The following is a 21,822-nucleotide window of genomic DNA, read 5'->3' on the forward strand; positions in this document are numbered from 1 at the left end:
TGAAATTAAAAATTTGAGACTGAATAACGAAAAGTCCTCTATTTCAAATGAATGAAGTAGAGGACCTTGTTGTATAAAGTCAAAATTAAAGTGCTTTCTCCACTTTCCAATACACAATAAACATATACCACAGCATTACTACCAATTCTATGCCTAAACCAGTCATGATGATAATGTCAGTACTTCTCATCATACCTACAATTTCAATCACTACTCCGATAATTCCAAACAATAATAACACCCATAAGTATTTTAAAGAATAGATGCCAAATTGTTTTTGTGCTTTAATCCAATTACGATCATTGACCATTGATTTCGTTGTTCGATAACCGTACCAACGATTGCGCTCGGTAGGTGGATGGAATTTAAAGATATAACCAAAGCAACCCATAACAAAGCTTAATGGCAATAATATCATATTATAAACTCCCTTAATAATTTATCGACTATACAACTAAATGATATATTAAAATTTTTTCTTATCCAAATTGCATTAAAATTAGTAATTGTCTAAAATGAAAATTAAAGAGTTCGTTAATAAATGTTATGCAACTCAACTAAAATATGTTTTGAATATAAAAGACGTTGAAATTCTTCAATGAAAGAAGGCGTACTTTGTGATTAAGTATTATGTTAGTTGTTTAGTACTATTTTTCACTTTTGCAATTCTCTGTGGCATGGCACTGGCTGAAGATGTTACTGATGAAGCATCAGTGGTTGCAGTAGGAGATAATTTAATACACCCCGTTGTCTATAATGATGCACTGCAACAAGATGGGTCATTCAATTTTAAGCCTATGTATTTACATATTAAGAACGACATACAATCACCTGACCTTGCATTTATTAATCAAGAATCTCCATTAGGTGGGGATGATCGCCCATTTTCAGGATTTAAGAACTTCAATACTCCGAGTCAGATTGCTCAAGATGTTGTCGAAACCGGATTTGATATGGTAAATGGTGCCAATAATCATTCATTAGATCAAGGTGATGAAGGTGTCCTAAATCACCTCAAGACATGGAATAAGTTTGATAAACAAGTTTTATTTACAGGTATTTTTAATTCGGAAAAGGACGCTCAAACGATACCAGTTATGACTGTGAATGGTATTAAGGTGAGTTTACTTAGTTATACATATGGTACAAATGAAATGACATCACAATATCCTTACACAATTAAAACGTTTGACGAAGCTACTATTAAACAGGATATACAAAAAGCAAAACAACAAAGCGACGTAGTGATAGTGTCTGCCCATTGGGGAAATGAAAATCACCATACACCAAATAAGACACAGAAGAAATACGCTCAATTATTTGCGGATGAGGGTGTAGATGTTGTCATTGGTACACACCCACATGTCATTCAACCGATTAAATGGGTGAAGAGTAAGCGTGATAATCATCAAACACTTGTCGCATATTCATTAGGTAACTTTCTGAATGGGCAAAATACTGGAGATGAACATAATCAATTATTAGGAAGACTAAATTTTGATATAGTTAAAGCGCCTAAAGGTGCACATATTGAAAATGTGAAGTGGACGAGTATGGTCAATCATTATCAACAGTGGGATCCTACCAATAAAGACACGAGACATGATTTTGAAGTGTATAATTTAGATGATTATAATGAGAAATTAGCCCAACAACATGGATTAATAAACGATAAGAAAAGTCAATGGGATATAAAACATCTTCAAGATATCACGAAAGATGTCATTGATTCTGAATACTTGGATGAAAAGAGTATATGATGCAAAAAAGCCTGTGACATGGTAGAACATGCGACAGGCTTATTTTAATAATTGTAGATGACCTATTTATTCTGTGCTGCAAAGGCTTTTGAAATGTCGCGAAGTTTAGCTGGTGCGTCATCCCACTTCATTGTGACTTCAGTGAAGTGTAATTGCTCTGGAGCAGCGTTAATGGCGTCAAAGACGTTCTGTAAGTCATTCGATGTTTTCACGTCATGCACAATAACATTATCGCCACCGAACACTTTAGGTAAGGCTTTATAATCCCACATACGGATATCATTGTACGTTTCTTCCATGCCGTGGATTAAACGTTCTACTGTATAACCATCGTTATTAATCACAAAGATAATCGGTTTGATATCTTGGCGGATCATCGTAGATAACTCTTGAACTGTAAGTTGTAATGAGCCATCCCCGATTAGTAAGATGTTACGGCGATTTGGATCAGCCATTTGCGTACCTAAAGTAGCTGGTAGAGTATAACCGATAGAACCCCATAATGGTTGTCCTATAAACGTCATGTCTTTCGGTAATGCTAAATCATACGCACCGAAGAATGATGTACCTTGCTCAGCTAATAAGACATCATCCTCTTTAATGAATTGTTGCATCATGTCAAAGTAAGTTGATTGCGTTAAGATATCATCTGATAATACGACTTCTTTTGATGTCCCTTTTTCAAAAGTAGGGAACGAGCCCTCATATCGATAATCAATGGTATTAAGTCCATCAATTAAGCTAGGTAGCGTCACATCTTCAGCAACCGTTTCATTCAATTTAAAGTTATGATGATTAAGCATAACCACATCATCAATATCAAATTCATAAGAGAAACCGGCTGTAGCTGAGTCAGTTAATTTAGCGCCAATATTTAAAATGGCATCACTGTTATCGACATAATCTTTAATTTGGTCTTCTGCAATTTTGCCATCGTAAATGCCAATATAATAGGGGTTCTCTTCGTTAAATGCCCCTTTACCTAATGATAATTGAGCGACTGGAATGTGTGTTTGATTAACAAATTGCTCGAGTGCTTTGTGTAAGTGAAAACTGTTGATTTCATGACCTGTGATAATGACTGGTTGTGAAGCGGAGCGTAGTTTGTCAGCGACCATATTAATATATCGATCAACATTTACGTCTGGAATTGGTGCGACATCATACTCTGAATCTACCTCGATTTCAGTCATTGCAACATCAATAGGAAGATGAATGTGCACTGGGCGACGTTCATGAATAGCAGCATTAATGACTCTAGGGATTTCAGTTGTTGCGTTCTCAGCAGTAATGTATGCTTGCGCTGTCGTAATGTGTTCGAACATCTTTTGATAGCTATCGAAACGACCTTCACCCAATGAATGGTGCACATACTTACCGGCTTGTTCTACTGCTTGCGTTGGCGCGCCTGTAATTGCAATCACTGGGACACGTTCAGCATACGAACCTGCGATACCGTTAACAGCACTTAATTCACCAACACCAAATGTAGTAACGAGCACGCCTAGTCCATTGATACGTGCATAGCCATCTGCAGCATAACTACCGTTAAGTTCATTAGTCGTTCCTACCCATTCAACGCCTTCATGACGTACGATGTCATCTAGAAAAGCTAGGTTGAAGTCTCCTGGCACGCCAAAGATTTTGTCGACGCCTGCATGATGTACTGCATCCATTAAGTATTGTCCTACACGTTGTTTCATATTCATTCCACCTTTATTTATAAATTAGAATACACTTACAATATAATTATATTGGCTAATAAAGTCAATTTAGTTGACCTTTTTTCGACTGTTTTTTGAAAATTGATTATAATGTGTATAATCATTCATAAATGGAAAAGGAAAGAAATCTATGGATAGTAATAAAAATGATTATGAACATATGTTATTTTACTTCGCATATAAGACATTTATAAAAACGGCAGATGAAATTATTGAAAAATACGACATGAGTCGTCAGCACCATCGCTTTTTGTTCTTCATTAATAAATTGCCTGGTATTACCATTAAGCAATTATTAAAGACATTAGAAATCTCTAAACAAGGATCACATGCGACGTTGCGTAAATTGAAGGAAGAAGGGTTAATTGTTGAACAAACATCTGAAGAAGATCGACGTGTGAAACAATTATTTCCAACGCCTAAAGGCAGTAAGTTAGTTGATAAATTAAATAAAGCACAAGATGAATTAATGCAGAGTACCTTTCAGAAGGTAGGACATGATTGGTATGACATCATGGAAGAACTATCGAATTACAGAGAAGGATTTCAAGATATTCAGCATTTGAAAGATGAGAAGTAAATAGGATTGAATAGTAAAAAGGCATTGCGTAAATGACTACGCAATGCCTTTTAATATGCTTATTAGAAATTTTTACCCATTTCTTGTGCTTCAGTAATTGAAGCGGCTTTAATTTCTTCTGTTCTCTCTGGTTCCGCATTATGACCTTCAATAATTACATTTTCGTATGAAGGTACACCTAAGAATGTCATGATTGTTCTTAAGTAACGGTCGCCACTTTCAACATCTGCAGCTGGACCTTCTGAATAGAAACCACCACGTGATTGAATGTGTAATACTTTTTTATCTGTTAAAAGACCTTGAGGACCTTCTGCAGTGTATTTGAATGTTTTACCTGCAATTGAAATTGCGTCAATGTACGCTTTCAATACAGGTGGGAATGATAAGTTCCACATTGGTGAAACGAAAACATATTTATCAGCTGAAAGGAATTCTTCTAAAATTTCACTGAAACGATCAACTTTTTGTTGTTCATCTTGATTAAGTTCATCGCCATTTCTTAATTTACCCCAACCAGTTAATACATCTTTATCAATAACAGGGATATCTTCTTTGAATAAATCAATGTGCTTCACTTCATCACTTGAATGATTATCTTTGTATGAATCAATAAATGCTTTACCAGCAGCCATAGAATTAGAAGCTAATTCATCTAATGGGTGTGCTGTAATGTATAATAATTTTGCCACAGTCGTGCACCTCATATATATTTATCTCGAAATCGATATAATTAATATACTCGATTTTCAAAATAATACAATACTTTTCATGAAAAATCAGACCAATGGTGTATAAGATAATTAAACGTGACTTTAAAAATGAACAATTTTAAGTGTATAATATAGGTAAATTTAGATTTTAATATTTAAGAAATCTAATAAATGTAGAACCTTAAAGGAGTGACAGACATGAAGGGATTATTAATTACAGTAGTTTTAGGCGTAGCTGCATATGTTGGTTTCAAAAAATACCAAAACAAAGTAAACGAAATGCCAAATATTGAATATTAATGTTTTAAGCCAAGATATCTCTGTGTAGAAATATCTTGGCTTTTTTATATTTATGTAAATTACATAATTATTGTTTGTTGGAGAGACCTTAATTGAGGAAGAGGATAAATGTAAGTATAACTTTTTAAGACAAATAATGAATTTATTGCATAAGGACATATATTGACCGTTCAAAATTGTATAATGTACGGATAAAGAAATCTGAAAGTTTTACTCGGAATTACATAGCTATAAAATGAATTTTTATAAATAAGCTACTAATTCATTACGCAAGTAGTTTATTTATTGCATATTTACATGATAGTTACATTAGTTTTAACGTAAATTCTAACTAATATTATAAGATAAAATGTAATGGTTTTGATGAATGTAAAGAATATATTTTGTAATGTTGAAGAAAAACAAAATTAATTCGCAATTACAAAAAAATAATATTGAAGCACGTCCAGTATGGAAACCAATGCACTTACAACCATACTTTGAATCTTATGATTATATAATGGTTGATGGTATAGATAACAGTGCCTATTTATTTGACCATGGAGTATGTTTACCATCAGGTTCTGATATGACAGATGAGCAGCAAACACGAGTGATTGAAATTATTAAAAGTCTATAAAAAATGAGTGATTAATATTATGAAAAAAAAGAAATCAACTACTTTTAAAGTAATTATTACAATACTGATTATATTATTAGTACTTATTGTTGCTGCAGCTATTTTTGTCTTTACGAAATTACATTCATTAAATAATTCAATTAATGAATCCTTAGATAGAGATCATTCCCAATTAAGACAAAAGGCAGCAAAAGAGGGAGACCCTATGACGGTTGTGCTTTACGGTATAGATGACGATGCTGAAAGACAGCAAGAAAATCTCGGGCAACGTAGTGACTCTATCGTCTTGATGTCAATTAACCCAGAGGATAAAAAAACTGTAATGGTAAGTGTACCTCGTGATACACGTGCTAAAATTGTTGGACATGGAACTACCGAAAAAATTAACCATGCTTATGCATATGGTGGTCCCAAAATGGCAGTCAACTCATTGGAAAAATTAATGGATGTACCTGTTGACCATTATATTTCTATTGATATGGATGGCGTTAAAACAGTAGTAGATGAACTTGGTGGAGTTACAATTACGAGTAATGGCTCTTTTATAACTAAAGATAGTACCAATACCTATCAATTCACTAAAGGTGCGCAATACAAAATGGATGGTAAAAAAGCTTTAGCTTACATGCGTAGTCGTAAGGAAGATGGTGCTGGTGGCGATGAAGGTCGTCAATTGCGTCAACAACAAGTAATTACAGCAGTTGCTAGAGAAGCATTCTCTGTTAACTCAGTAACTAAATTAAACGGTATATTCAAAGCTGCTCAAGATAACTTGAAAACAGATTTAAGCTTCGTACAGTTAAATCGCTTCAAATCTGACTATGATAAAGCACAAGACAATGTTAAACGTTTAACAATTAACGGTCAAAATGCACTTGGTGATGACAATCTATACTACTTCTATCCTGATAAAAATAGTCTAAAAGAAGTTAAAGAGAAATTAAAAGAAAACTTAAATCTTAACTAAATGAAAGCACTTTGTCGATGATATAAATCATTGACAAAGTGCTTTTAAATTGCAATTAACCTTTATTATACTTAAATTTTTAGTCTTAATTATTGTTGGTTTTGATTAGATGTTACATCGTTATTAAAGAAATCAAAGATATTTTTTGCGCTATCTGTATTATCATTATTACCAGCAAATTTATTTTCACCTGGTCCATGTGCATATGTGTTTACGTCTTCACCTGTATGACCATAAGTAGTCCAACCAGTGTGAGATTCATCGTTGATTGGTTTTTGAATCGCATCTTGAAGTTTAGTAGTTGCTGCAGCTAGTTTTTCATCGTCTTCACTTTTAGCTTTATCTTGAGCTTCTTTCAATTCTTTAGCAGCGTCTTTAACTTTATCCATTTGTTTAGAAGGGAATTCGAAACCATAGCCGTCGTTAATAACTTTTTCTGGGTCTTTGCCATCAGCAATTTGTTTAGTCATGTAGCTACCAGAGTGTTTCATTTTATGAATTGCTTCTGGATTCCATACGTAATCTTTCCCTTTAGCAATTGATAAACCACCAGTTGAATGATCGGCAGTTGCTACAACTAAAGTGTCTTTGTGTTTGTTTGAGTAGTCTATTGCATTTTGGAAAGCTTTTTCAAATCCGCCCATTTCTGACATAACACCAGTAATGTCGTTAGGGTGTCCTGATTTATCGATAGACGCACCTTCGACCATTAAGAAGAACCCTTTATCATTCTTTTCTAGTTTAGATAAGGCACTGTTTTCCATATCTACTAATAATGGATTACTTTGTGGTGCATCGATTTGTAAAGGCATATCTTTTTCAGAGAATAAACCTAATACTTGATCACTTTGTGAATTAGCAAGTTCATCTTTGTTTGTTACATAATCATAACCGTCTTTTTGGAACTTATCCGTTAAATTACCATTTTCTTTACCGAAGTATTTAGAACCGCCACCTAAAATAACATCAGCTTTATGTTGACCATTAATTTTGTCATTGTAAAACTGTTGCGCGATTTCGTCTTTCTTATCACGGTCATCAACGTGTGCAGCATATACGGCTGGTGTTGCATCTGTTACTTCAGCAGTTGTCACAATACCAGTTGATTTGCCAAGTTCTTTCGCTTTTTCTAGAACGGATTTTAATGGCTTTTTATTATTATCTACTGAAATTGCACCATTATATGTTTTGTGACCAGTTGCAAAGGCTGTACCACCTGCAGCTGAATCTGTTACGTTCTCTTTAGGGTCATTAGGGTTAGTACGGTTAGTACCCTTTAAATATTTGTCAAATGCAGTTTGATCTAATTCTTTAGTATTTGGATTGTCGGCATAGTAACGATAAGCTGAATTGTATGCAGGTCCCATACCATCGCCGACCATGAAAATAACGTTTTTAGGATTCTTTGTGTTACCGATGGCCATGTAATCTTCATTTTGTCCTTGTTGGCCTTGGTTACCTTCGCCAGAACCTGACGCGAATGACACGTGTGTTGTCCCTAATACAGATGCAGCTAAGATTGAACTTGCTACTGTTGTTTTACCAAATTTGTTGATGAAACTCATTTTAAAAAAAGCCCCCTAATATGTATATTGTGTAGTTGTTACACTATTTATATTAAGAAATTTAATTTGATTTTCAGTTAGTATAAAGTTATTTTTAAGTAAAGTAATTGTAAACAATTATTAATGAATAGAATTTATTTTATATTTAGTTTTATCATATGTTGTAAACGTTTTACTTTTATAATTGTTAAAAGTGAGTTATAATACCAATAAATAAAATAGTTCGTCTTATTAAGAGTGAGTGGAGGGAATTGGCCCTATGAAGCTCCAGCAACTGCATTTGACGTGAGGTGCTAAATCCAACAGGAGTTCCTGAAAGATAAGAAGATGTCCGTGAGCGCTTCTTATTTAAGGAGGGCTATTTTATTTACCCAAATTTAGAAAAGGTGGTAAATCTTATGGAAACATTGAAAGAGCTATTTGAACAATTAGACTATTGGGAGCAATATTCACCAAAGAGCTATGGTGGAAGTTTGTTGAGAGTAGCTAAGATAGGAGAAGCCAAAACACAAATATACGACAGTACTTCAATAGAAGATATTAGAACTTACATCTTAAATAAAAAGTAATGTCTAATCTGTACTTATGAGTCGCAATTAAATTTATAATCTTTATTATGATTGAAGCGGTACGTTGAAATAGTCATTATTTCGGTATCGCTTCAGTTTTTTGATGTTCATTTTATAAGTAAAGTTGTAAAATGAAGACTAAGACGATGTATCAATCAAATATAAAATATAGAGGTGTTCAATCGATGATATTTGTAATGTTATCACCACTACTCATCATTGGATTTATCGCATTATCAATAATGGAAGAACGTAAACGTAAAAAGAAAACTGAGCAAAAAGAAGCAGAATTTGAAAAGGAAAAGAATAAAGTTTCAAATCTTGATTATGACGACGACCACAAAGCTTAATAAATCATTAGTAATGAAAGGTGAGCAATATGAAAGTATTCATCGTGGAAGATGATTTTATCATTGCAGAAAGTTTAGAGCAAGAGTTATCGAAATGGAATTATGAGGTCATCGTGGCTAAACAATTTGATAATATTATCGACGTATTTTATGCAAATCAACCACAACTCGTATTGCTCGATATCAATCTACCGACATTCAATGGCTATCACTGGTGTCAGGAGATACGTAAGACTTCTAATGTACCGATTATGTTTATTAGTTCAAGAACCGACAATATGGATCAAATTATGGCAATTCAAATGGGCGGCGATGACTTTATCGAGAAACCATTTAATTTATCGTTAACTATAACTAAGATTCAAGCATTATTACGTAGAACGTATGATTTAGCAGTGTCTAATAATGAAATTACTGTTAAAAATTGCAAACTTGTTGTAGATGAAGCAACACTTTACCATGAAGACGAATCGGTTCAATTGTCTTTTACTGAATTACAAATCTTAAATATGTTGTTCCGCAATGAAGGTAAGTATGTCAGCCGTACCGCATTGATTGAAAAGTGTTGGGAGTCGGAGAATTTTATAGATGATAATACTTTAGCAGTCAATATGACACGATTGCGTAAGAAATTACAATCGATAGGTGTTATAGATTTAATTGAAACTAAGAAGAATGTTGGATATAAGGTGTCTTAATTATGCTGAAAGCTTTTATTAAATCAATATTAAATGAAATTATTATAGTTATCACATTTATATTATTATTCTTACTTATCTTTTTTCTATTTAATTTGCCACTGAGTGCGTATCTATTAGGTGCCGGAATAATGCTGTTCATCATGATAATTTATTGGTTAGTACAATTAAGTGGGTTTAGAGAACAAGTTCAGATGAGAGACACTATTCATGAACTAGAACATGAATTGCAACAGGTGAAAAGTGATCAAACTGAATATCAAGCTAATGTGGAGAATTACTTCTTAACATGGGTTCATCAAATGAAGACGCCTATTACAGCATCTAAATTGTTGTTAGAGCGTAATGAAGATAATGTCGTCAATCGAGTGCGGCAAGAAATTATTCAAATTGATAATTATACAAGTTTAGCGTTAAGTTATTTAAAATTGATGAACCAAGAAACGGATATGTCCTTTTCAAAAGTAAAGATTAATGACCTTGTCCGTCCATTAATTATGAAATATTCTATTCAATTTATTGATCAGAAGACAAAGATTCATTATGAACGGTGTGAGGATGAAGTTCTGACTGATGCACAATGGTGTTCGATCATGATTGAACAGATTCTAAATAATGCATTGAAGTATGCGCGAGGTAAGGACATTTGGATTACGTTTGACCAACAACAGCATATATTGACTATTCGTGATAATGGTGTCGGTATTAGTCAAGCTGACTTACCGAAGATCTTTGATAAAGGCTATTCAGGATATAATGGTCGATTGAATGCTAATTCATCAGGCATTGGATTGTTTATTGTTAAACATATCTCTCAACATTTACATCATCATGTAGATGTACAGTCTGAGTTGAACAAAGGTACGGCATTTAGTATTTATTTCCCGAAGAATAATTAAACTTTCAATATTGTAAGCTAGCCAACAACATTTGTAAGAAATTATCAATGTTGTTGGCATTTTTTTGTTTTATGATAGAGATAACAAAAGGAACATGAGGTCTTAAATTATTGGATTACATCTTCATTGTGACCATTTTTGTAAAAAATTATTAAAGAAAGCGAGGTTGAAGCGATGTTATTAGACGTCAAAAATGTAAAGAAAACGTTTGGCAGAGGTTTAAATGCGACTACTGCGCTGAATGGCATTTCATTTACAGTTGATAAGGGAGAATTTGTAGCCATTATGGGTGAGTCGGGTTCAGGCAAATCCACATTATTAAACTTAATTGCAACGTTTAATAAAGTGTCTGAAGGCAACATCACTATTAACAATCAAGATATTCGCAAGTTACGTAATAAGCAAATTGCGCATTTTCGTCGTGATAATCTTGGCTTTGTCTTTCAAGATTTCAACGTCTTACCAACTATGACGAATCAAGATAACATCTTAATGCCACTTGTGCTTGCTAACCGCTCTCATAAAGTAATGGAACAGCGTATGAATGCGCTAAGTTCTAAATTAGGTATTGAGAAATTACTTTCTAAATACCCGTATCAAGTTTCTGGTGGTGAACAACAACGAATTGCGATTGGTCGTGCATTAATCAATGAACCCGAATTACTGCTCGCCGATGAGCCGACCGGTGCGCTCGATTCAAAGACTTCGAAACAAATCATGACGCTATTTCGAGAAATTAATGATAATACGCAAACGATATTAATGGTAACTCATTCAACTATCGATGCGTCTTATGCTAAACGAGTATTATTTATTAAAGATGGACGTATGTATCATGAAATTTACCGAGGGGAAGAATCGCAACAAGATTTTCAAAAGCGTATCGCTGATAGTTTGGCTATTCTGAATGAAAGTGGGTACTAACATGACCATACATATGCTCTGGAAGATGATTGCTCAAAACTTCAAGATGCAGCGACATGTGATCATGCCCTTTATATTAGCACTGAGCATCATGTTCGCAACGGAATTTATTCTGTTATCTTTAAATATGAATGACTACGTCCAAAAACGAAGTCAGCTATTACCTATATTTATTGGTGTGGGAAATTTCTTTATGAGTGTCTTGGGTTTTATATTTATTTTATATGCCAACCGCTTCATGATGAAACGTCGTCAACAGGAACTTGCAATGAACATGATACTTGGAATGGAGAAGAAACATTTCCGGATGATTATGCTCTTCGAGATGGTATATCAATATGTTTTAATCGCGGTTATCAGTATAACTGGTGGCTATCTCTTTGGCGTATTAATCTTTATGCTTATGAATAAATTAATGCATCAAACGGGCATGTCGTTATTGGATTATCCTTTTGATGTGAAAGCGATGTGCATTACTTTAATTATTTTAGCAGCGGTAATGTTATTTCTCTTCTTGATTAACAATTTAAAAATATTATTCCAAAGTCCTATTAAATTAATACATCAACGTCAAAGAGCTGAAAGAAAGTTACCCAAATTTGTATTATACGTTTTACTAGTTATTGGAGTTGTTACGTTATTTAGCAGTTATCATATTGCGCTCTCTAATCAAATGGTATTACGCTCGTTATATGATTTGTTCGGTGCAATTGGCTTGGTTATGATTGGGACATATTGTTTATATTTATCGTTAGGCGTTTTACTATTAGATTGGTTAAAACGAATCCCTAAATGGTATTATAACCCCAAATACTTTTTTACCATTTCAGGATTGCAGTCTAGGATGAATTCAAATGCGATTGGACTTGCAAGTATCACGATGTTAAGTACATTTCTAATTGTTACTGTGGGTATGACGATTTCAACTTATCGAGGGATATCGAATCAGGTCGATTCTATTATGTCGGATCAATATAGAGTTTCAATAGATGGAAATCTTCACAATAATAAGAAGACTCAGGAGAAAGTACGTCATTTAGAACGTGATATTAAAGATCATGCTAAAGTTGATTTCTTTAAGAAGAATGCAGTTTCACTGATTGCGGTGGATTACAAACAACCAGGATTATTTAAACATCGTAATAATAAAGATTATAATATGACGATTAATAGTACCTATCTCGTGATTATGACACAGCACGATTATAATGAGCTAAATACGAAGAAGGTTAAGTTGAAACATGGGGAATTAGGATTTGAAAGTTTAAATCAACCTTTTAAAAAATTAAGAACTGCAACAATGATGGGGGACCAATTCAATATTAAACAGTTAAATGGTCATAATTATTCGTATCCAGTTCCAGGAGCGTTAACTATTATTACTCCAGATGATAAGACATTCCAACAATTAAACAATTATTATGTCAATGCTGATAAGAATGACCATCATGGTACGCAGAAAGTTCAAAATACATTTATGCATTTTAATATCATGACAAAGCATACATCTGACTTTGATAAGTTGAAAAATAAATTAATGCAACGCTATAAAGTGAGTATTGATGATAAAAAAGAAGTGGCGGGCACATTATATGAAATTAATGGAGGACTTATCTTTATTGGAACGGTAGTGTCTATCATTTTATTCATTGGTACATTTCTAATGATGTATTATAAAAATGTTGCAGAAGGATATGAGGACCGTAAGAATTATCAAATTATGCAACAAGTTGGTATAGATGATGACAGAATTAAAGATACCATTAACAAACAAATTATATGGATATTTGCATTGCCAATTATTGTCGCAACGATTCATGTTATCTTTGCTTCAAAAATAATATATAACGTGTTAGGTATTCTGAATGTTAATCACGTTGGTGTCTTTGTGACAAGTTATGTCGGTGTTATTATTTCGGTTGTTGTTATGTATGCGTTGATGTATTGGATTACATCGCGTATTTATTACATGATTGTTAATCGATATCACTAGATCGAGTATTAAAAATTTGCCATACTTTTTAAAAATTAAGTGTAACCTAATCATCGGTAGGGTATACAACAAAAAAAGGAGGCGTAAAAATGGCTAATCAAACAAACGATAATACATTACATCACACGCAAAATAACAAGATTAAACGCACGGTTGAACATATCCTTACTTGGCTAGGGGTTGTATTGCAAGCAATAGCTGCAATCATGTTCTTAGTTCTTAAACCTTTAATGGGAAATAATAACTTTAAAGATCAAATGATTAGTGAATCTCAAAAGCAAGGTAATTCAGTATCTACTTCAGAATTGAATCAAGGTATTGATGCTTTAGGTAGTTTCATTAGCTTCTTAACTTGGGGTGCTGTAATTTCACTAATTTTAGCGATTATTGGCGGTATTTTAATTAGTAAAAAACCTAAAATTGCAGGTATCTTATTAATTATTGCAGGTCTAATTGCATTATTGTCTAACTGGATTAGTTTTATTCTTTGGATCGTAGCTGGTATTATGCTACTTGTAAGAAAAGGTAAGAAAAAAGATAATTACGCTAATGTCTATTATGACAATAACAACCGTCGTGAAAATCATCATGATGATAAAGATGTTAACGCTAAAAACAATGCATTCATCTTAGATGAAGAAGATAAAGCGAAAGAAAAAAGAGATATTAAAGAACATTATTCTAATGATGATGTTCATAATGGTAGTCATAACCATTCAAATCACAATGATAACAATCGTTATGACAATAATAATCATGACCGTTCTAATTTAGAGCGTAATGATTATCAAGAGTCTAATCGTCGGGATGACTTACATCGTTCAGATGAAGACTTTAACCGTCGTAATGATGTAGATTGGTCTTCAGATGACCGTAAAGACAATAACTTTAATCAAAATCAAGAGCACAATCATAATCATCACAATGAAGAACGTAGTCAATTTGGTTCTCATAGTGATAGATATCAAGATGAAGCACATAAAGATTTAAATGATTTTGGTAAAGATCGAAATGAGCATAAAGATAACGATTTTGTACGTGATGAAGCGGACAAATTGAAAGATAAAAAAGATAGCGACCCATATAAATATTAATAGTTGAGTTGTTTAAAGAGTGAGACGAATGTCTCGCTCTTTTTAATTGCAATAAAGAAGTCGGTGACGCCCCTAAGTTAGCATCACCGACTTTACGTTAATTTCTATTATATGGATAAATAAAATGAATTTTCTACAATACTACTAGTCTAAGCTTCTCTCAGACAATGCTTATTTCAACATGACATTTTTGCTACTATGATAAAATTGCCTGGCGGTCACCTCTGTGTCTTTTTTAAAGTAAAAAATACGCAACCTTCACTATAGAAAAGTTACGTAAATGATAGATGTGAGTTTATATGAAATAAGGCATGACATATCTATACCTTAATCAAGTTATCTACGATTTCGTCCACACTTTCCTACGCTAGTACCATCTAGTTCAGGTTCAAAGGGTTTGGAGTATGACTCCATCTCAGTTTGAAAACACCCCTAGTGCATATTTTTATACTATGTATTTAATTTAGTATTTTTAATTTTAGAAGTCAAGACTGTAATTTGACTAGTTAGAGTTAATGTGAAGAGCCGATTATAAAACAATTTCATAAGTCTACAATACAAATTCGCATTAGCTGACTGAACTGATAATAAGTTTAAAATTAACCTCTTCTTAGTACTAGTTATCCTTGCGAGAGTTGAAAAGCGAATTCAAAACTAATTCTGTTCAACTCCCTTAATTGCAAAAAGTATTATTATTATCATAAAATGAACATTGCATAATTTTGACCCCGTTAATTAATAATTTTTCAAACAAATAATCAATAGTTAACTTAGCAAATATTAGAAGAGGAAGGAGGTTAATCATGACCTTTACGATTGGATTAGTGCCATCGCCAGGCGTTGCACATAAGCTCGTCGATAATGCGATACCAAAGATTCAACAACATTTACATGACCGGATTAAGGATGTGGATGAATGGCATTTCGAGAGTAAAGTAGATTTATTAATAGGATCTGCTGAGGATGTATATGAGAGTATTGATAAAGCTGCAGAATTGAAGGAAGAATATGATTGGGATTTCGTTATTTGTATTACAGATTTACCAAGTATCTCAGGTAATAAAGTTGTGATTAGTGACTTTAATAGTGAAAAGCAAGTTTCTATGCTTTCATTACCTGCGTTAGGTTGGATTAATTTAGAGCGTAAGCTAGTGAAGAGTATGACAGCACTAGTTGAACAGTTATATCACAATAATACGAAAGAGCGCCCCAAAGTACATCCACTGATTAAACCTAAAGCTGTTGATCCTCGAGAAGATGAAAGTTCGAAAAGACGTTATATTAATCGCTACTTTATATTAGGATGGTTGCAGCTTATTTTAGGTTTAACGCGAGCGAATGAGCCATGGAGGAATTTGTTTAATTTTAAGAAGATTATTTCCGTTGCATTTGCGACAGGGACATATGTTTCTATCTTCTCTATGCCATGGGAGTTAAGTGTTCAATATTCAACCTTAAGATTTATTGTCTTAATGATTATTTCTATATTAGGTATGGCGGGATGGTTATTATACGCGCATCAGTTATTTGAAGGAAAAACAGCAAAGTCTCAACGTGTTTATCGCTATGTATATAACGCGACGACATTACTTACTTTAGTCATCATTACATTGATGAATTACGTAGTTTTATATGTATTACTATCTATTAGTGTTTCATTATTTGTACCTGTAAGTTTATTTAATAGTTGGACGAGTGCAAATTCTGATTTCACATTTATAAATTATTTGAAATTATTATGGTTTGTATCATCGCTTGGTTTATTAGCGGGTGCAATGGGCTCAACTGTAGAAAATGAAGAGAAGATACGACGTATTACGTATTCTTATCGCCAATATCATCGTTATAAAGAAGCGCAACAAGAGGAAAAAGAGAAAAAAGAACAACAATCACAAGATGTATCACAACATGACGTGGAACAATCTTCATCAAACAAAGAAAGTAATGATGATGAACAGTATGAAGGTAAAAAACAAGATCATAGAGAGGAGGATGACGCATGAATGAAGCTAAAACAATCGGTTTAGTTGTTGCTCCTGGTGTTACAGAAAAATTAGCTGAGAGTTTAATGGATGATATTCCGAACATCTTATCTCACCAGAATAACAACCAACATGACTGGAAAGTGGATCTCGTGGTTGATCCTCTGACAGGCTACGCAGAATCCGTTGGCAAAATTTTTAAAAAGATACAAGATTATCATGATAAACGACAATGGGACTATGTCGTTGCAATTACAGATTTACCTATGTTTCATGATGAACGTGTGTTAGCACTGGACATCAATAAGAAGAATGGTGCTGTTGTCTTTTCTTATCCTGCATTTGGTTGGCGCCCAGTTAAGAAACGTTTTAAGAACGCCATCGTTGCGATAATCAATGAAGTACATCATTCTGAAGCTAAAAAGAATGATTATGATGACAATAATCATGTAACATATGCAGTTAACAAACAATTTCCATTATCTAAAATTGATAAAACTGAAGTACATTTAGATGAAACAGGTAATGATCATTTACGCTATTTATCCAATACTAGGTCAATGGGAATGGTTCGGCTTGTGAGTGGTATGACATTTGCAAATAATCCACTTAATATGATGGCAAGCCTTAGTAATATTGTGGCAATTGCTTTTACCACTGGCGCATTTGGCTTAATATTTACGACTATGTGGCAGATGAGTATGGAATTCTCAATGTGGCGTCTATTTGGAATATCTATTATCGCAGTCTTAGGTATGTTACTTTGGATTATGATGTCTCATGATTTGTGGGAATCTGTCAAACAAAGTCGTAATAAACGAATTACATGGTTATATAACTTAACTACAGTGATGACGCTCTTTGTAGCTATTATCATTTATTACATTATTCTCTACACATTATTTTTAATTGCGGAACTTGTGTTATTACCATCTGATTTCTTAGGGCAACAGGTAGGGTTAAAGGGACCGGCTGGAATTGATTTATATCTAAGTATTCCTTGGTTTGCTGCTTCTATTTCAACTGTTGCAGGTGCGATTGGTGCAGGATTATTAAATGATCAACTAATCAAAGAAAGTACTTATGGTTACCGACAACAAATGCGATATGATGATAGAGATAAAGATGAAGGATAACGAGATTAAAGTCGAGAAGCGTGAAGCTTTCTTCGGCTTTGTTTTTTTAGGTAAATTTATATAAAAAGATTATAGAAAATAATTGGTGCTTAATTTAAAATTAAATATAATGTAGGTGTCAAAACAAATAAGAGTCCTAAATTCACAACAATTACTTAGATTTAGCAACATGAAGTGAAGGAAGGTAATATCAAGAATTTTTGTCCTAGATGTGGTAATAAAATAACTAAAGAGTAACGATTTTGTAGTAAATGTGGCAATGATTTACGCGTATTTGAAGATGATTCAATTGAGTCACAATATGAGGTAGCTGAGCGCAAGCCAAGCATTTGGCTATTTATATTAGTTGGCTTAGTTGTTATTGGGATTATAGTCAGTTGTTGTTTTGCTTATTATCATTTCTTTTTAAAAGAAGGGAAACAAACGGAGCAGACTACGACTACAACAGCGCATTTGAAGAAAGATAAAGAAACAACGGATGACGATAAAGTGTCTAATGATCCTATTAAAGCAGAAAAGCAAAAAGCGAAACAAAGTGAAGATGAAAAAGACAAAGATGCGATTCATTCACAAGCATCTAAAATTGATGTCATGAGTGAGGATTTCCATAAGTCATTTATGCAAAAGGATACAAGGGATGCTTACATGGGAATTAAACCTGGCATGACTAGAGCAGAAGTGGAAAAAAGATATGGCAGATCCAATCGTGTTTTTCACAAAGTGGGCATGGATAATCTATATACCATTTATGGTGATTTAGCAGTGGTCTATGAATTGAAAGGTAATACTGAAGTAGTAAGAGGAATTGGCGTGTCACCCTCAAATGTTGATGAGCAAACATTTATTAGTAAATACAGTGATTATGAAAAAAATAATGATGCTGGAAGTTATATTTATAATACCGTGAAAAATAATGGCTTTGAAATTTTAGTAACTACAAAGAACGATAAAATTGCTTTGATTCAGTGTATTCCAGAAAATCATTACTAGGGAAAAGTTGAAACGTTTAGGGAGTGTGACGGGTGCAAAATGGAATCAATGTCCTACTCCCTACTTCTTTATATAATTCTCCTCAGAACCTTGACTTTATAGCAAAATCTCGATAAAGTAGTAACATATTATTCTGACAATTCTGATAGGTATTAGATTAATAAATTTGTGAAATTTTAGGGGGGACCATAAGTTTATGTCAGTACCGACAATTACGTATGAGAATTTTGAAGGTGACCCTTTCATTGATTCTATTTCTACTGACGATGCAACTAAAGGCGCTTATGAAATATTAGAATGGGCGTATCGCACATATGGTGATTCCATTGTTTATTCATGTAGTTTTGGTGCGGAAAGTATGGTTTTAATTGATTTGATTTACCAGATTAAGCCAGATGCACAAATTGTCTTTCTAGATACGGATTTACATTTCCAAGAAACGTATGACTTGATTGATAGAGTGAAAGAACGCTTTCCAAAACTTCGTATTGAAATGAAGAAGCCTGATTTAACGCTTGAAGAACAAGCTGACAAATATAATCCGGCATTATGGAAGAATAATCCTAATCAATGCTGTTATATAAGAAAGATTAAACCTTTAGAAGAAGTGTTAGGTGGCGCTGTTGCTTGGGTTTCAGGTTTACGTCGAGACCAATCGCCAACACGTGCAAATACGAACTTTATTAATAAAGACGAACGTTTCAAATCAGTGAAAGTGTGTCCTTTAATTTATTGGACAGAAGATGAAGTTTGGGACTATATTAAGAAACATGATTTACCTTATAATGTATTGCATGATCAACATTATCCTAGTATTGGCTGTATCCCATGTACCGCTCCTGTATTTGACTCAGATGATTCTAGAGCAGGGCGTTGGTCGAATTTCGATAAAACAGAATGTGGCTTACATGTTGCTGATAAACCATAATGCGTTTGGATAAAAATTTTTAACCATAAAACATAGTACTCTGATATGTTTTAAACAAAATCTACAAATATGTCCGACAATAGTGTACAGACGGACATATTTCTTACATAATAAAAGTAGTATAAAGCTTTTATAAAATGATTGTTATTTTACGGAATAAGAGGTGGATACAATTGAATTTAAGTGTTACAAATAGTCCTTTTACAGAAGGACAAGCGGCACAAATTAATGAACTCTTACAAACACTTACACCTGAACAAAAGGTATGGTTAAGTGGATACTTAGTTGCTAATCAACAATTGACGTCAAATGGAACTGTACCATCACAAACAGGTTCAAGTTCAACAAATGCAAATGGTCTAATTGAAGGCACAGAAGCAATGCTTCAACAAAACGAGCCTGTCATCACGCCGGAGAAACGAGCAATTACACTCTTATATGGTTCTGAAACAGGTAATGCACAAGGGTTAGCTGAAATATTTGAAGAACGCTTATCAAATATAGGTCATAACGTGACATTGAAAGCAATGGACGAATTTAAACCTAAGAACCTAAAAAATGTTGAAGATTTATTCATTATCACTTCTACTCAAGGTGAAGGGGATCCACCTGATAATGCAGCTGAATTGCATGAGTTCATTCATGGTCGTAAGGCACCTAAACTTGAAGGTGTGAGATTCTCAGTTCTAGCATTAGGGGATCAAACGTATGAATACTTCTGTCAAACAGGTCGTGATTTTGATAGAAAACTAGATGAATTAGGTGCTGAACGTATATATGATCGTGTGGATTGCGACGTTGATTATGAAGAAGACGCTGAAAAGTGGATGGCAAATGTAATCAATGCGATAGATACTGCACCAGAAGGCACCCAAAATGAACAAATTGTAAGTGAATCAATTAAATCTGCGAAAGAAAAGAAATTCTCTAAAGCAAATCCATATCAAGCAGAAGTCTTAGAAAACATTAACCTTAATGGACAAGGTTCAAATAAGGAAACACGTCATATTGAATTTCTATTAGATAATTTCGGTGAAGATTATGAAGTTGGAGACTGTTTAGTCGTTCTACCTCAAAATGACCCAGCTTTAGTTGATTTATTAATTAGCACATTAGGTTGGGATCCGAATGATCAAGTTCAAATTTCAGATGAGGGTGACACATTAGGATTAGAAGAAGCCTTAACAACTCATTTTGAAATTACGAAGTTAACGAAACCGCTTCTTATCAATGCGGCGTCATTCTTTGAAAATGAAGAACTTAATGAAAAGGTTGAAGATAATGAATGGGTTCAAAGTTACATTGAAGGTCGTGACTTAATCGACTTATTAAATGACTTTGCGACAACAGAACTTCAACCAGAAAATTTATATCAATTATTAAGAAAATTACCACCTAGAGAATATTCAATATCTAGTAGTTATCAAGCGCTACCAGATGAAGTGCATATTACAGTTGGGGCGGTTAGATACAACTCACATGGACGTGACCGTTCAGGTGTATGTTCAGTTCAATTTGCTGAACGTATTAAACCAGGTGACACTGTTCCAATTTACTTGAAACGCAATCCAAACTTCAAATTCCCTAAAGAGGGTGACACACCAGTTATCATGATTGGACCTGGAACAGGTGTTGCACCATTTAGAGCATACATGCAGGAAAGAGAAGAGCATGGATTTAAAGGTAATACTTGGTTATTCTTTGGTGATCAACACTTTACAACAGACTTCCTATATCAAACAGAATGGCAAGAATGGTTGAAAGACGGCGTGCTAGGAAAAATGGATGTTGCATTCTCAAGAGACACTGGTGAAAAAGTATACGTCCAACATCGTATTGCTGAACGCAGTAAAGAATTTAATGAATGGCTTCAAAAAGGTGCTTCACTTTACATTTGTGGTGATGAAAAACATATGGCGAAAGATGTACATCAAGCTATCCGCAATGTTTTAATGAAAGAACAAAACTTATCTGAAGAAGATGCTGAAGCCTACCTTAAACAAATGAAGAAAGATAAACGTTACCAACGCGATG

Annotated in this window: 20 protein-coding genes, 1 pseudogene and 2 riboswitches; of the genes and pseudogenes, 17 read left to right on the forward strand and 4 right to left on the reverse strand. The window is 33.7% G+C overall.

Annotated features, from left to right (window positions below):
- Window positions 1-85: 85 nt before the first annotated feature.
- Complete coding sequence (locus HMPREF2737_RS03210) at window positions 86-418, reverse strand: SdpI family protein (RefSeq protein ID WP_037551487.1); 333 nt, start codon at window positions 416-418, stop codon at window positions 86-88.
- Window positions 419-677: 259 nt separating this feature from the next.
- Here HMPREF2737_RS03210 and HMPREF2737_RS03215 point away from each other — a divergent pair, with 259 nt between their 5' ends.
- The gene (locus HMPREF2737_RS03215; protein WP_176744059.1) at window positions 678-1,760 is read left to right on the forward strand and encodes a CapA family protein; all 1,083 of its coding nucleotides are present in this window, start codon (window positions 678-680) and stop codon (window positions 1,758-1,760) included.
- A gap of 62 nt (window positions 1,761-1,822) precedes the next feature.
- Here the strand turns inward: HMPREF2737_RS03215 and HMPREF2737_RS03220 are convergent, their stop codons facing one another.
- Window positions 1,823-3,463 (reverse strand): alpha-keto acid decarboxylase family protein, encoded by a 1,641-nt coding sequence (locus HMPREF2737_RS03220; protein WP_037551492.1) that lies wholly within the window; start codon window positions 3,461-3,463, stop codon window positions 1,823-1,825.
- Window positions 3,464-3,614: 151 nt separating this feature from the next.
- Between HMPREF2737_RS03220 and HMPREF2737_RS03225 the strand changes: the two genes are divergently transcribed.
- Window positions 3,615-4,064, forward strand: coding sequence for a MarR family winged helix-turn-helix transcriptional regulator (locus HMPREF2737_RS03225; RefSeq protein WP_037551495.1), 450 nt, complete (start codon window positions 3,615-3,617; stop codon window positions 4,062-4,064).
- Window positions 4,065-4,126: 62 nt separating this feature from the next.
- On the opposite strand, the gene HMPREF2737_RS03230 is transcribed toward HMPREF2737_RS03225, so the two are convergent.
- Window positions 4,127-4,753 (reverse strand): FMN-dependent NADH-azoreductase, encoded by a 627-nt coding sequence (locus tag HMPREF2737_RS03230; RefSeq protein WP_037551497.1) that lies wholly within the window; start codon window positions 4,751-4,753, stop codon window positions 4,127-4,129.
- A gap of 219 nt (window positions 4,754-4,972) precedes the next feature.
- On the opposite strand from HMPREF2737_RS03230, the gene HMPREF2737_RS11195 reads away from it, so the two are divergent.
- The 3 genes and pseudogenes from HMPREF2737_RS11195 to HMPREF2737_RS03240 all read left to right on the forward strand — a co-directional run bounded on the left by HMPREF2737_RS11195 (window position 4,973) and on the right by HMPREF2737_RS03240 (window position 6,660).
- Complete coding sequence (locus tag HMPREF2737_RS11195; protein WP_016930637.1) at window positions 4,973-5,074, forward strand: SE2200 family small protein; 102 nt, start codon at window positions 4,973-4,975, stop codon at window positions 5,072-5,074.
- A gap of 400 nt (window positions 5,075-5,474) precedes the next feature.
- A pseudogene (locus HMPREF2737_RS03235) lies at window positions 5,475-5,693 on the forward strand (DegT/DnrJ/EryC1/StrS family aminotransferase); the annotation flags it as partial.
- 19 nt (window positions 5,694-5,712) lie between these two features.
- The gene (locus HMPREF2737_RS03240) at window positions 5,713-6,660 is read left to right on the forward strand and encodes an LCP family protein (RefSeq protein ID WP_037551499.1); all 948 of its coding nucleotides are present in this window, start codon (window positions 5,713-5,715) and stop codon (window positions 6,658-6,660) included.
- Between the two features lie 89 nt (window positions 6,661-6,749).
- Here the strand turns inward: HMPREF2737_RS03240 and HMPREF2737_RS03245 are convergent, their stop codons facing one another.
- Entirely contained in the window at window positions 6,750-8,225 is a 1,476-nt protein-coding gene (locus tag HMPREF2737_RS03245) for an alkaline phosphatase (RefSeq protein ID WP_037551502.1), read from the reverse strand.
- Window positions 8,226-8,450: 225 nt separating this feature from the next.
- Window positions 8,451-8,551, forward strand: a riboswitch (SAM riboswitch).
- A gap of 72 nt (window positions 8,552-8,623) precedes the next feature.
- On the opposite strand from HMPREF2737_RS03245, the gene HMPREF2737_RS11565 reads away from it, so the two are divergent.
- The 12 genes from HMPREF2737_RS11565 to HMPREF2737_RS03295 form a co-directional block, all read left to right on the forward strand.
- Entirely contained in the window at window positions 8,624-8,794 is a 171-nt protein-coding gene (locus HMPREF2737_RS11565; RefSeq protein ID WP_176744057.1) for a hypothetical protein, read from the forward strand.
- Between the two features lie 185 nt (window positions 8,795-8,979).
- Window positions 8,980-9,144: a hypothetical protein gene (locus HMPREF2737_RS11570; RefSeq protein WP_176744058.1), complete on the forward strand. Its 165-nt coding sequence runs from the start codon at window positions 8,980-8,982 to the stop codon at window positions 9,142-9,144.
- Window positions 9,145-9,173: 29 nt separating this feature from the next.
- Window positions 9,174-9,842 (forward strand): response regulator transcription factor, encoded by a 669-nt coding sequence (locus HMPREF2737_RS03250; RefSeq protein WP_037551504.1) that lies wholly within the window; start codon window positions 9,174-9,176, stop codon window positions 9,840-9,842.
- A gap of 2 nt (window positions 9,843-9,844) precedes the next feature.
- Complete coding sequence (locus HMPREF2737_RS03255) at window positions 9,845-10,741, forward strand: sensor histidine kinase (protein WP_037551505.1); 897 nt, start codon at window positions 9,845-9,847, stop codon at window positions 10,739-10,741.
- A gap of 174 nt (window positions 10,742-10,915) precedes the next feature.
- Entirely contained in the window at window positions 10,916-11,665 is a 750-nt protein-coding gene (locus HMPREF2737_RS03260) for an ABC transporter ATP-binding protein (RefSeq protein ID WP_037551507.1), read from the forward strand.
- 1 nt (window position 11,666) lies between these two features.
- Window positions 11,667-13,658, forward strand: coding sequence for an ABC transporter permease (locus HMPREF2737_RS03265; protein ID WP_037551508.1), 1,992 nt, complete (start codon window positions 11,667-11,669; stop codon window positions 13,656-13,658).
- Between the two features lie 89 nt (window positions 13,659-13,747).
- Window positions 13,748-14,752, forward strand: a complete 1,005-nt coding sequence (locus tag HMPREF2737_RS03270; RefSeq protein ID WP_037551510.1) for a DUF4064 domain-containing protein — start codon at window positions 13,748-13,750, stop codon at window positions 14,750-14,752.
- A gap of 342 nt (window positions 14,753-15,094) precedes the next feature.
- A riboswitch (TPP riboswitch) is annotated at window positions 15,095-15,196 on the reverse strand.
- 359 nt (window positions 15,197-15,555) lie between these two features.
- Window positions 15,556-16,755, forward strand: a complete 1,200-nt coding sequence (locus HMPREF2737_RS03275) for a hypothetical protein (protein WP_037551511.1) — start codon at window positions 15,556-15,558, stop codon at window positions 16,753-16,755.
- On the forward strand, window positions 16,752-17,870 hold the full coding sequence (locus tag HMPREF2737_RS03280; protein ID WP_037551512.1) for a hypothetical protein: 1,119 nt from the start codon (window positions 16,752-16,754) through the stop codon (window positions 17,868-17,870). Before HMPREF2737_RS03275 ends, HMPREF2737_RS03280 begins: the two co-directional genes overlap by 4 nt.
- A gap of 453 nt (window positions 17,871-18,323) precedes the next feature.
- On the forward strand, window positions 18,324-18,860 hold the full coding sequence (locus HMPREF2737_RS03285; RefSeq protein ID WP_037551513.1) for a hypothetical protein: 537 nt from the start codon (window positions 18,324-18,326) through the stop codon (window positions 18,858-18,860).
- Window positions 18,861-19,056: 196 nt separating this feature from the next.
- On the forward strand, window positions 19,057-19,788 hold the full coding sequence (locus tag HMPREF2737_RS03290; protein WP_037538321.1) for a phosphoadenylyl-sulfate reductase: 732 nt from the start codon (window positions 19,057-19,059) through the stop codon (window positions 19,786-19,788).
- A 173-nt stretch (window positions 19,789-19,961) separates the two neighbouring features.
- Window positions 19,962-21,822: assimilatory sulfite reductase (NADPH) flavoprotein subunit (locus HMPREF2737_RS03295; RefSeq protein ID WP_070650042.1), on the forward strand; the 1,861-nt coding region annotated here is incomplete at its 3' end.

It is taken from the genome of Staphylococcus sp. HMSC069D12, assembly GCF_001810405.1.
In the GTDB taxonomy this organism is placed as follows: domain Bacteria; phylum Bacillota; class Bacilli; order Staphylococcales; family Staphylococcaceae; genus Staphylococcus; species Staphylococcus haemolyticus.

What these genes read in the sequence shown, in the direction of transcription:
- HMPREF2737_RS03210 (WP_037551487.1), bottom strand. Translation starts at nt 418, where the DNA reads ATGATATTATTGCCATTAAGCTTTGTTATGGGTTGCTTTGGTTATATC.
- HMPREF2737_RS03215 (WP_176744059.1), top strand. Translation starts at nt 678, where the DNA reads ATGGCACTGGCTGAAGATGTTACTGATGAAGCATCAGTGGTTGCAGTA.
- HMPREF2737_RS03220 (WP_037551492.1), bottom strand. Translation starts at nt 3,463, where the DNA reads ATGAAACAACGTGTAGGACAATACTTAATGGATGCAGTACATCATGCA.
- HMPREF2737_RS03225 (WP_037551495.1), top strand. Translation starts at nt 3,615, where the DNA reads ATGGATAGTAATAAAAATGATTATGAACATATGTTATTTTACTTCGCA.
- HMPREF2737_RS11195 (WP_016930637.1), top strand. Translation starts at nt 4,973, where the DNA reads ATGAAGGGATTATTAATTACAGTAGTTTTAGGCGTAGCTGCATATGTT.
- HMPREF2737_RS03240 (WP_037551499.1), top strand. Translation starts at nt 5,713, where the DNA reads ATGAAAAAAAAGAAATCAACTACTTTTAAAGTAATTATTACAATACTG.
- HMPREF2737_RS03245 (WP_037551502.1), bottom strand. Translation starts at nt 8,225, where the DNA reads ATGAGTTTCATCAACAAATTTGGTAAAACAACAGTAGCAAGTTCAATC.
- HMPREF2737_RS11565 (WP_176744057.1), top strand. Translation starts at nt 8,624, where the DNA reads ATGGAAACATTGAAAGAGCTATTTGAACAATTAGACTATTGGGAGCAA.
- HMPREF2737_RS11570 (WP_176744058.1), top strand. Translation starts at nt 8,980, where the DNA reads ATGATATTTGTAATGTTATCACCACTACTCATCATTGGATTTATCGCA.
- HMPREF2737_RS03250 (WP_037551504.1), top strand. Translation starts at nt 9,174, where the DNA reads ATGAAAGTATTCATCGTGGAAGATGATTTTATCATTGCAGAAAGTTTA.
- HMPREF2737_RS03255 (WP_037551505.1), top strand. Translation starts at nt 9,845, where the DNA reads ATGCTGAAAGCTTTTATTAAATCAATATTAAATGAAATTATTATAGTT.
- HMPREF2737_RS03260 (WP_037551507.1), top strand. Translation starts at nt 10,916, where the DNA reads ATGTTATTAGACGTCAAAAATGTAAAGAAAACGTTTGGCAGAGGTTTA.
- HMPREF2737_RS03265 (WP_037551508.1), top strand. Translation starts at nt 11,667, where the DNA reads ATGACCATACATATGCTCTGGAAGATGATTGCTCAAAACTTCAAGATG.
- HMPREF2737_RS03270 (WP_037551510.1), top strand. Translation starts at nt 13,748, where the DNA reads ATGGCTAATCAAACAAACGATAATACATTACATCACACGCAAAATAAC.
- HMPREF2737_RS03275 (WP_037551511.1), top strand. Translation starts at nt 15,556, where the DNA reads ATGACCTTTACGATTGGATTAGTGCCATCGCCAGGCGTTGCACATAAG.
- HMPREF2737_RS03280 (WP_037551512.1), top strand. Translation starts at nt 16,752, where the DNA reads ATGAATGAAGCTAAAACAATCGGTTTAGTTGTTGCTCCTGGTGTTACA.
- HMPREF2737_RS03290 (WP_037538321.1), top strand. Translation starts at nt 19,057, where the DNA reads ATGTCAGTACCGACAATTACGTATGAGAATTTTGAAGGTGACCCTTTC.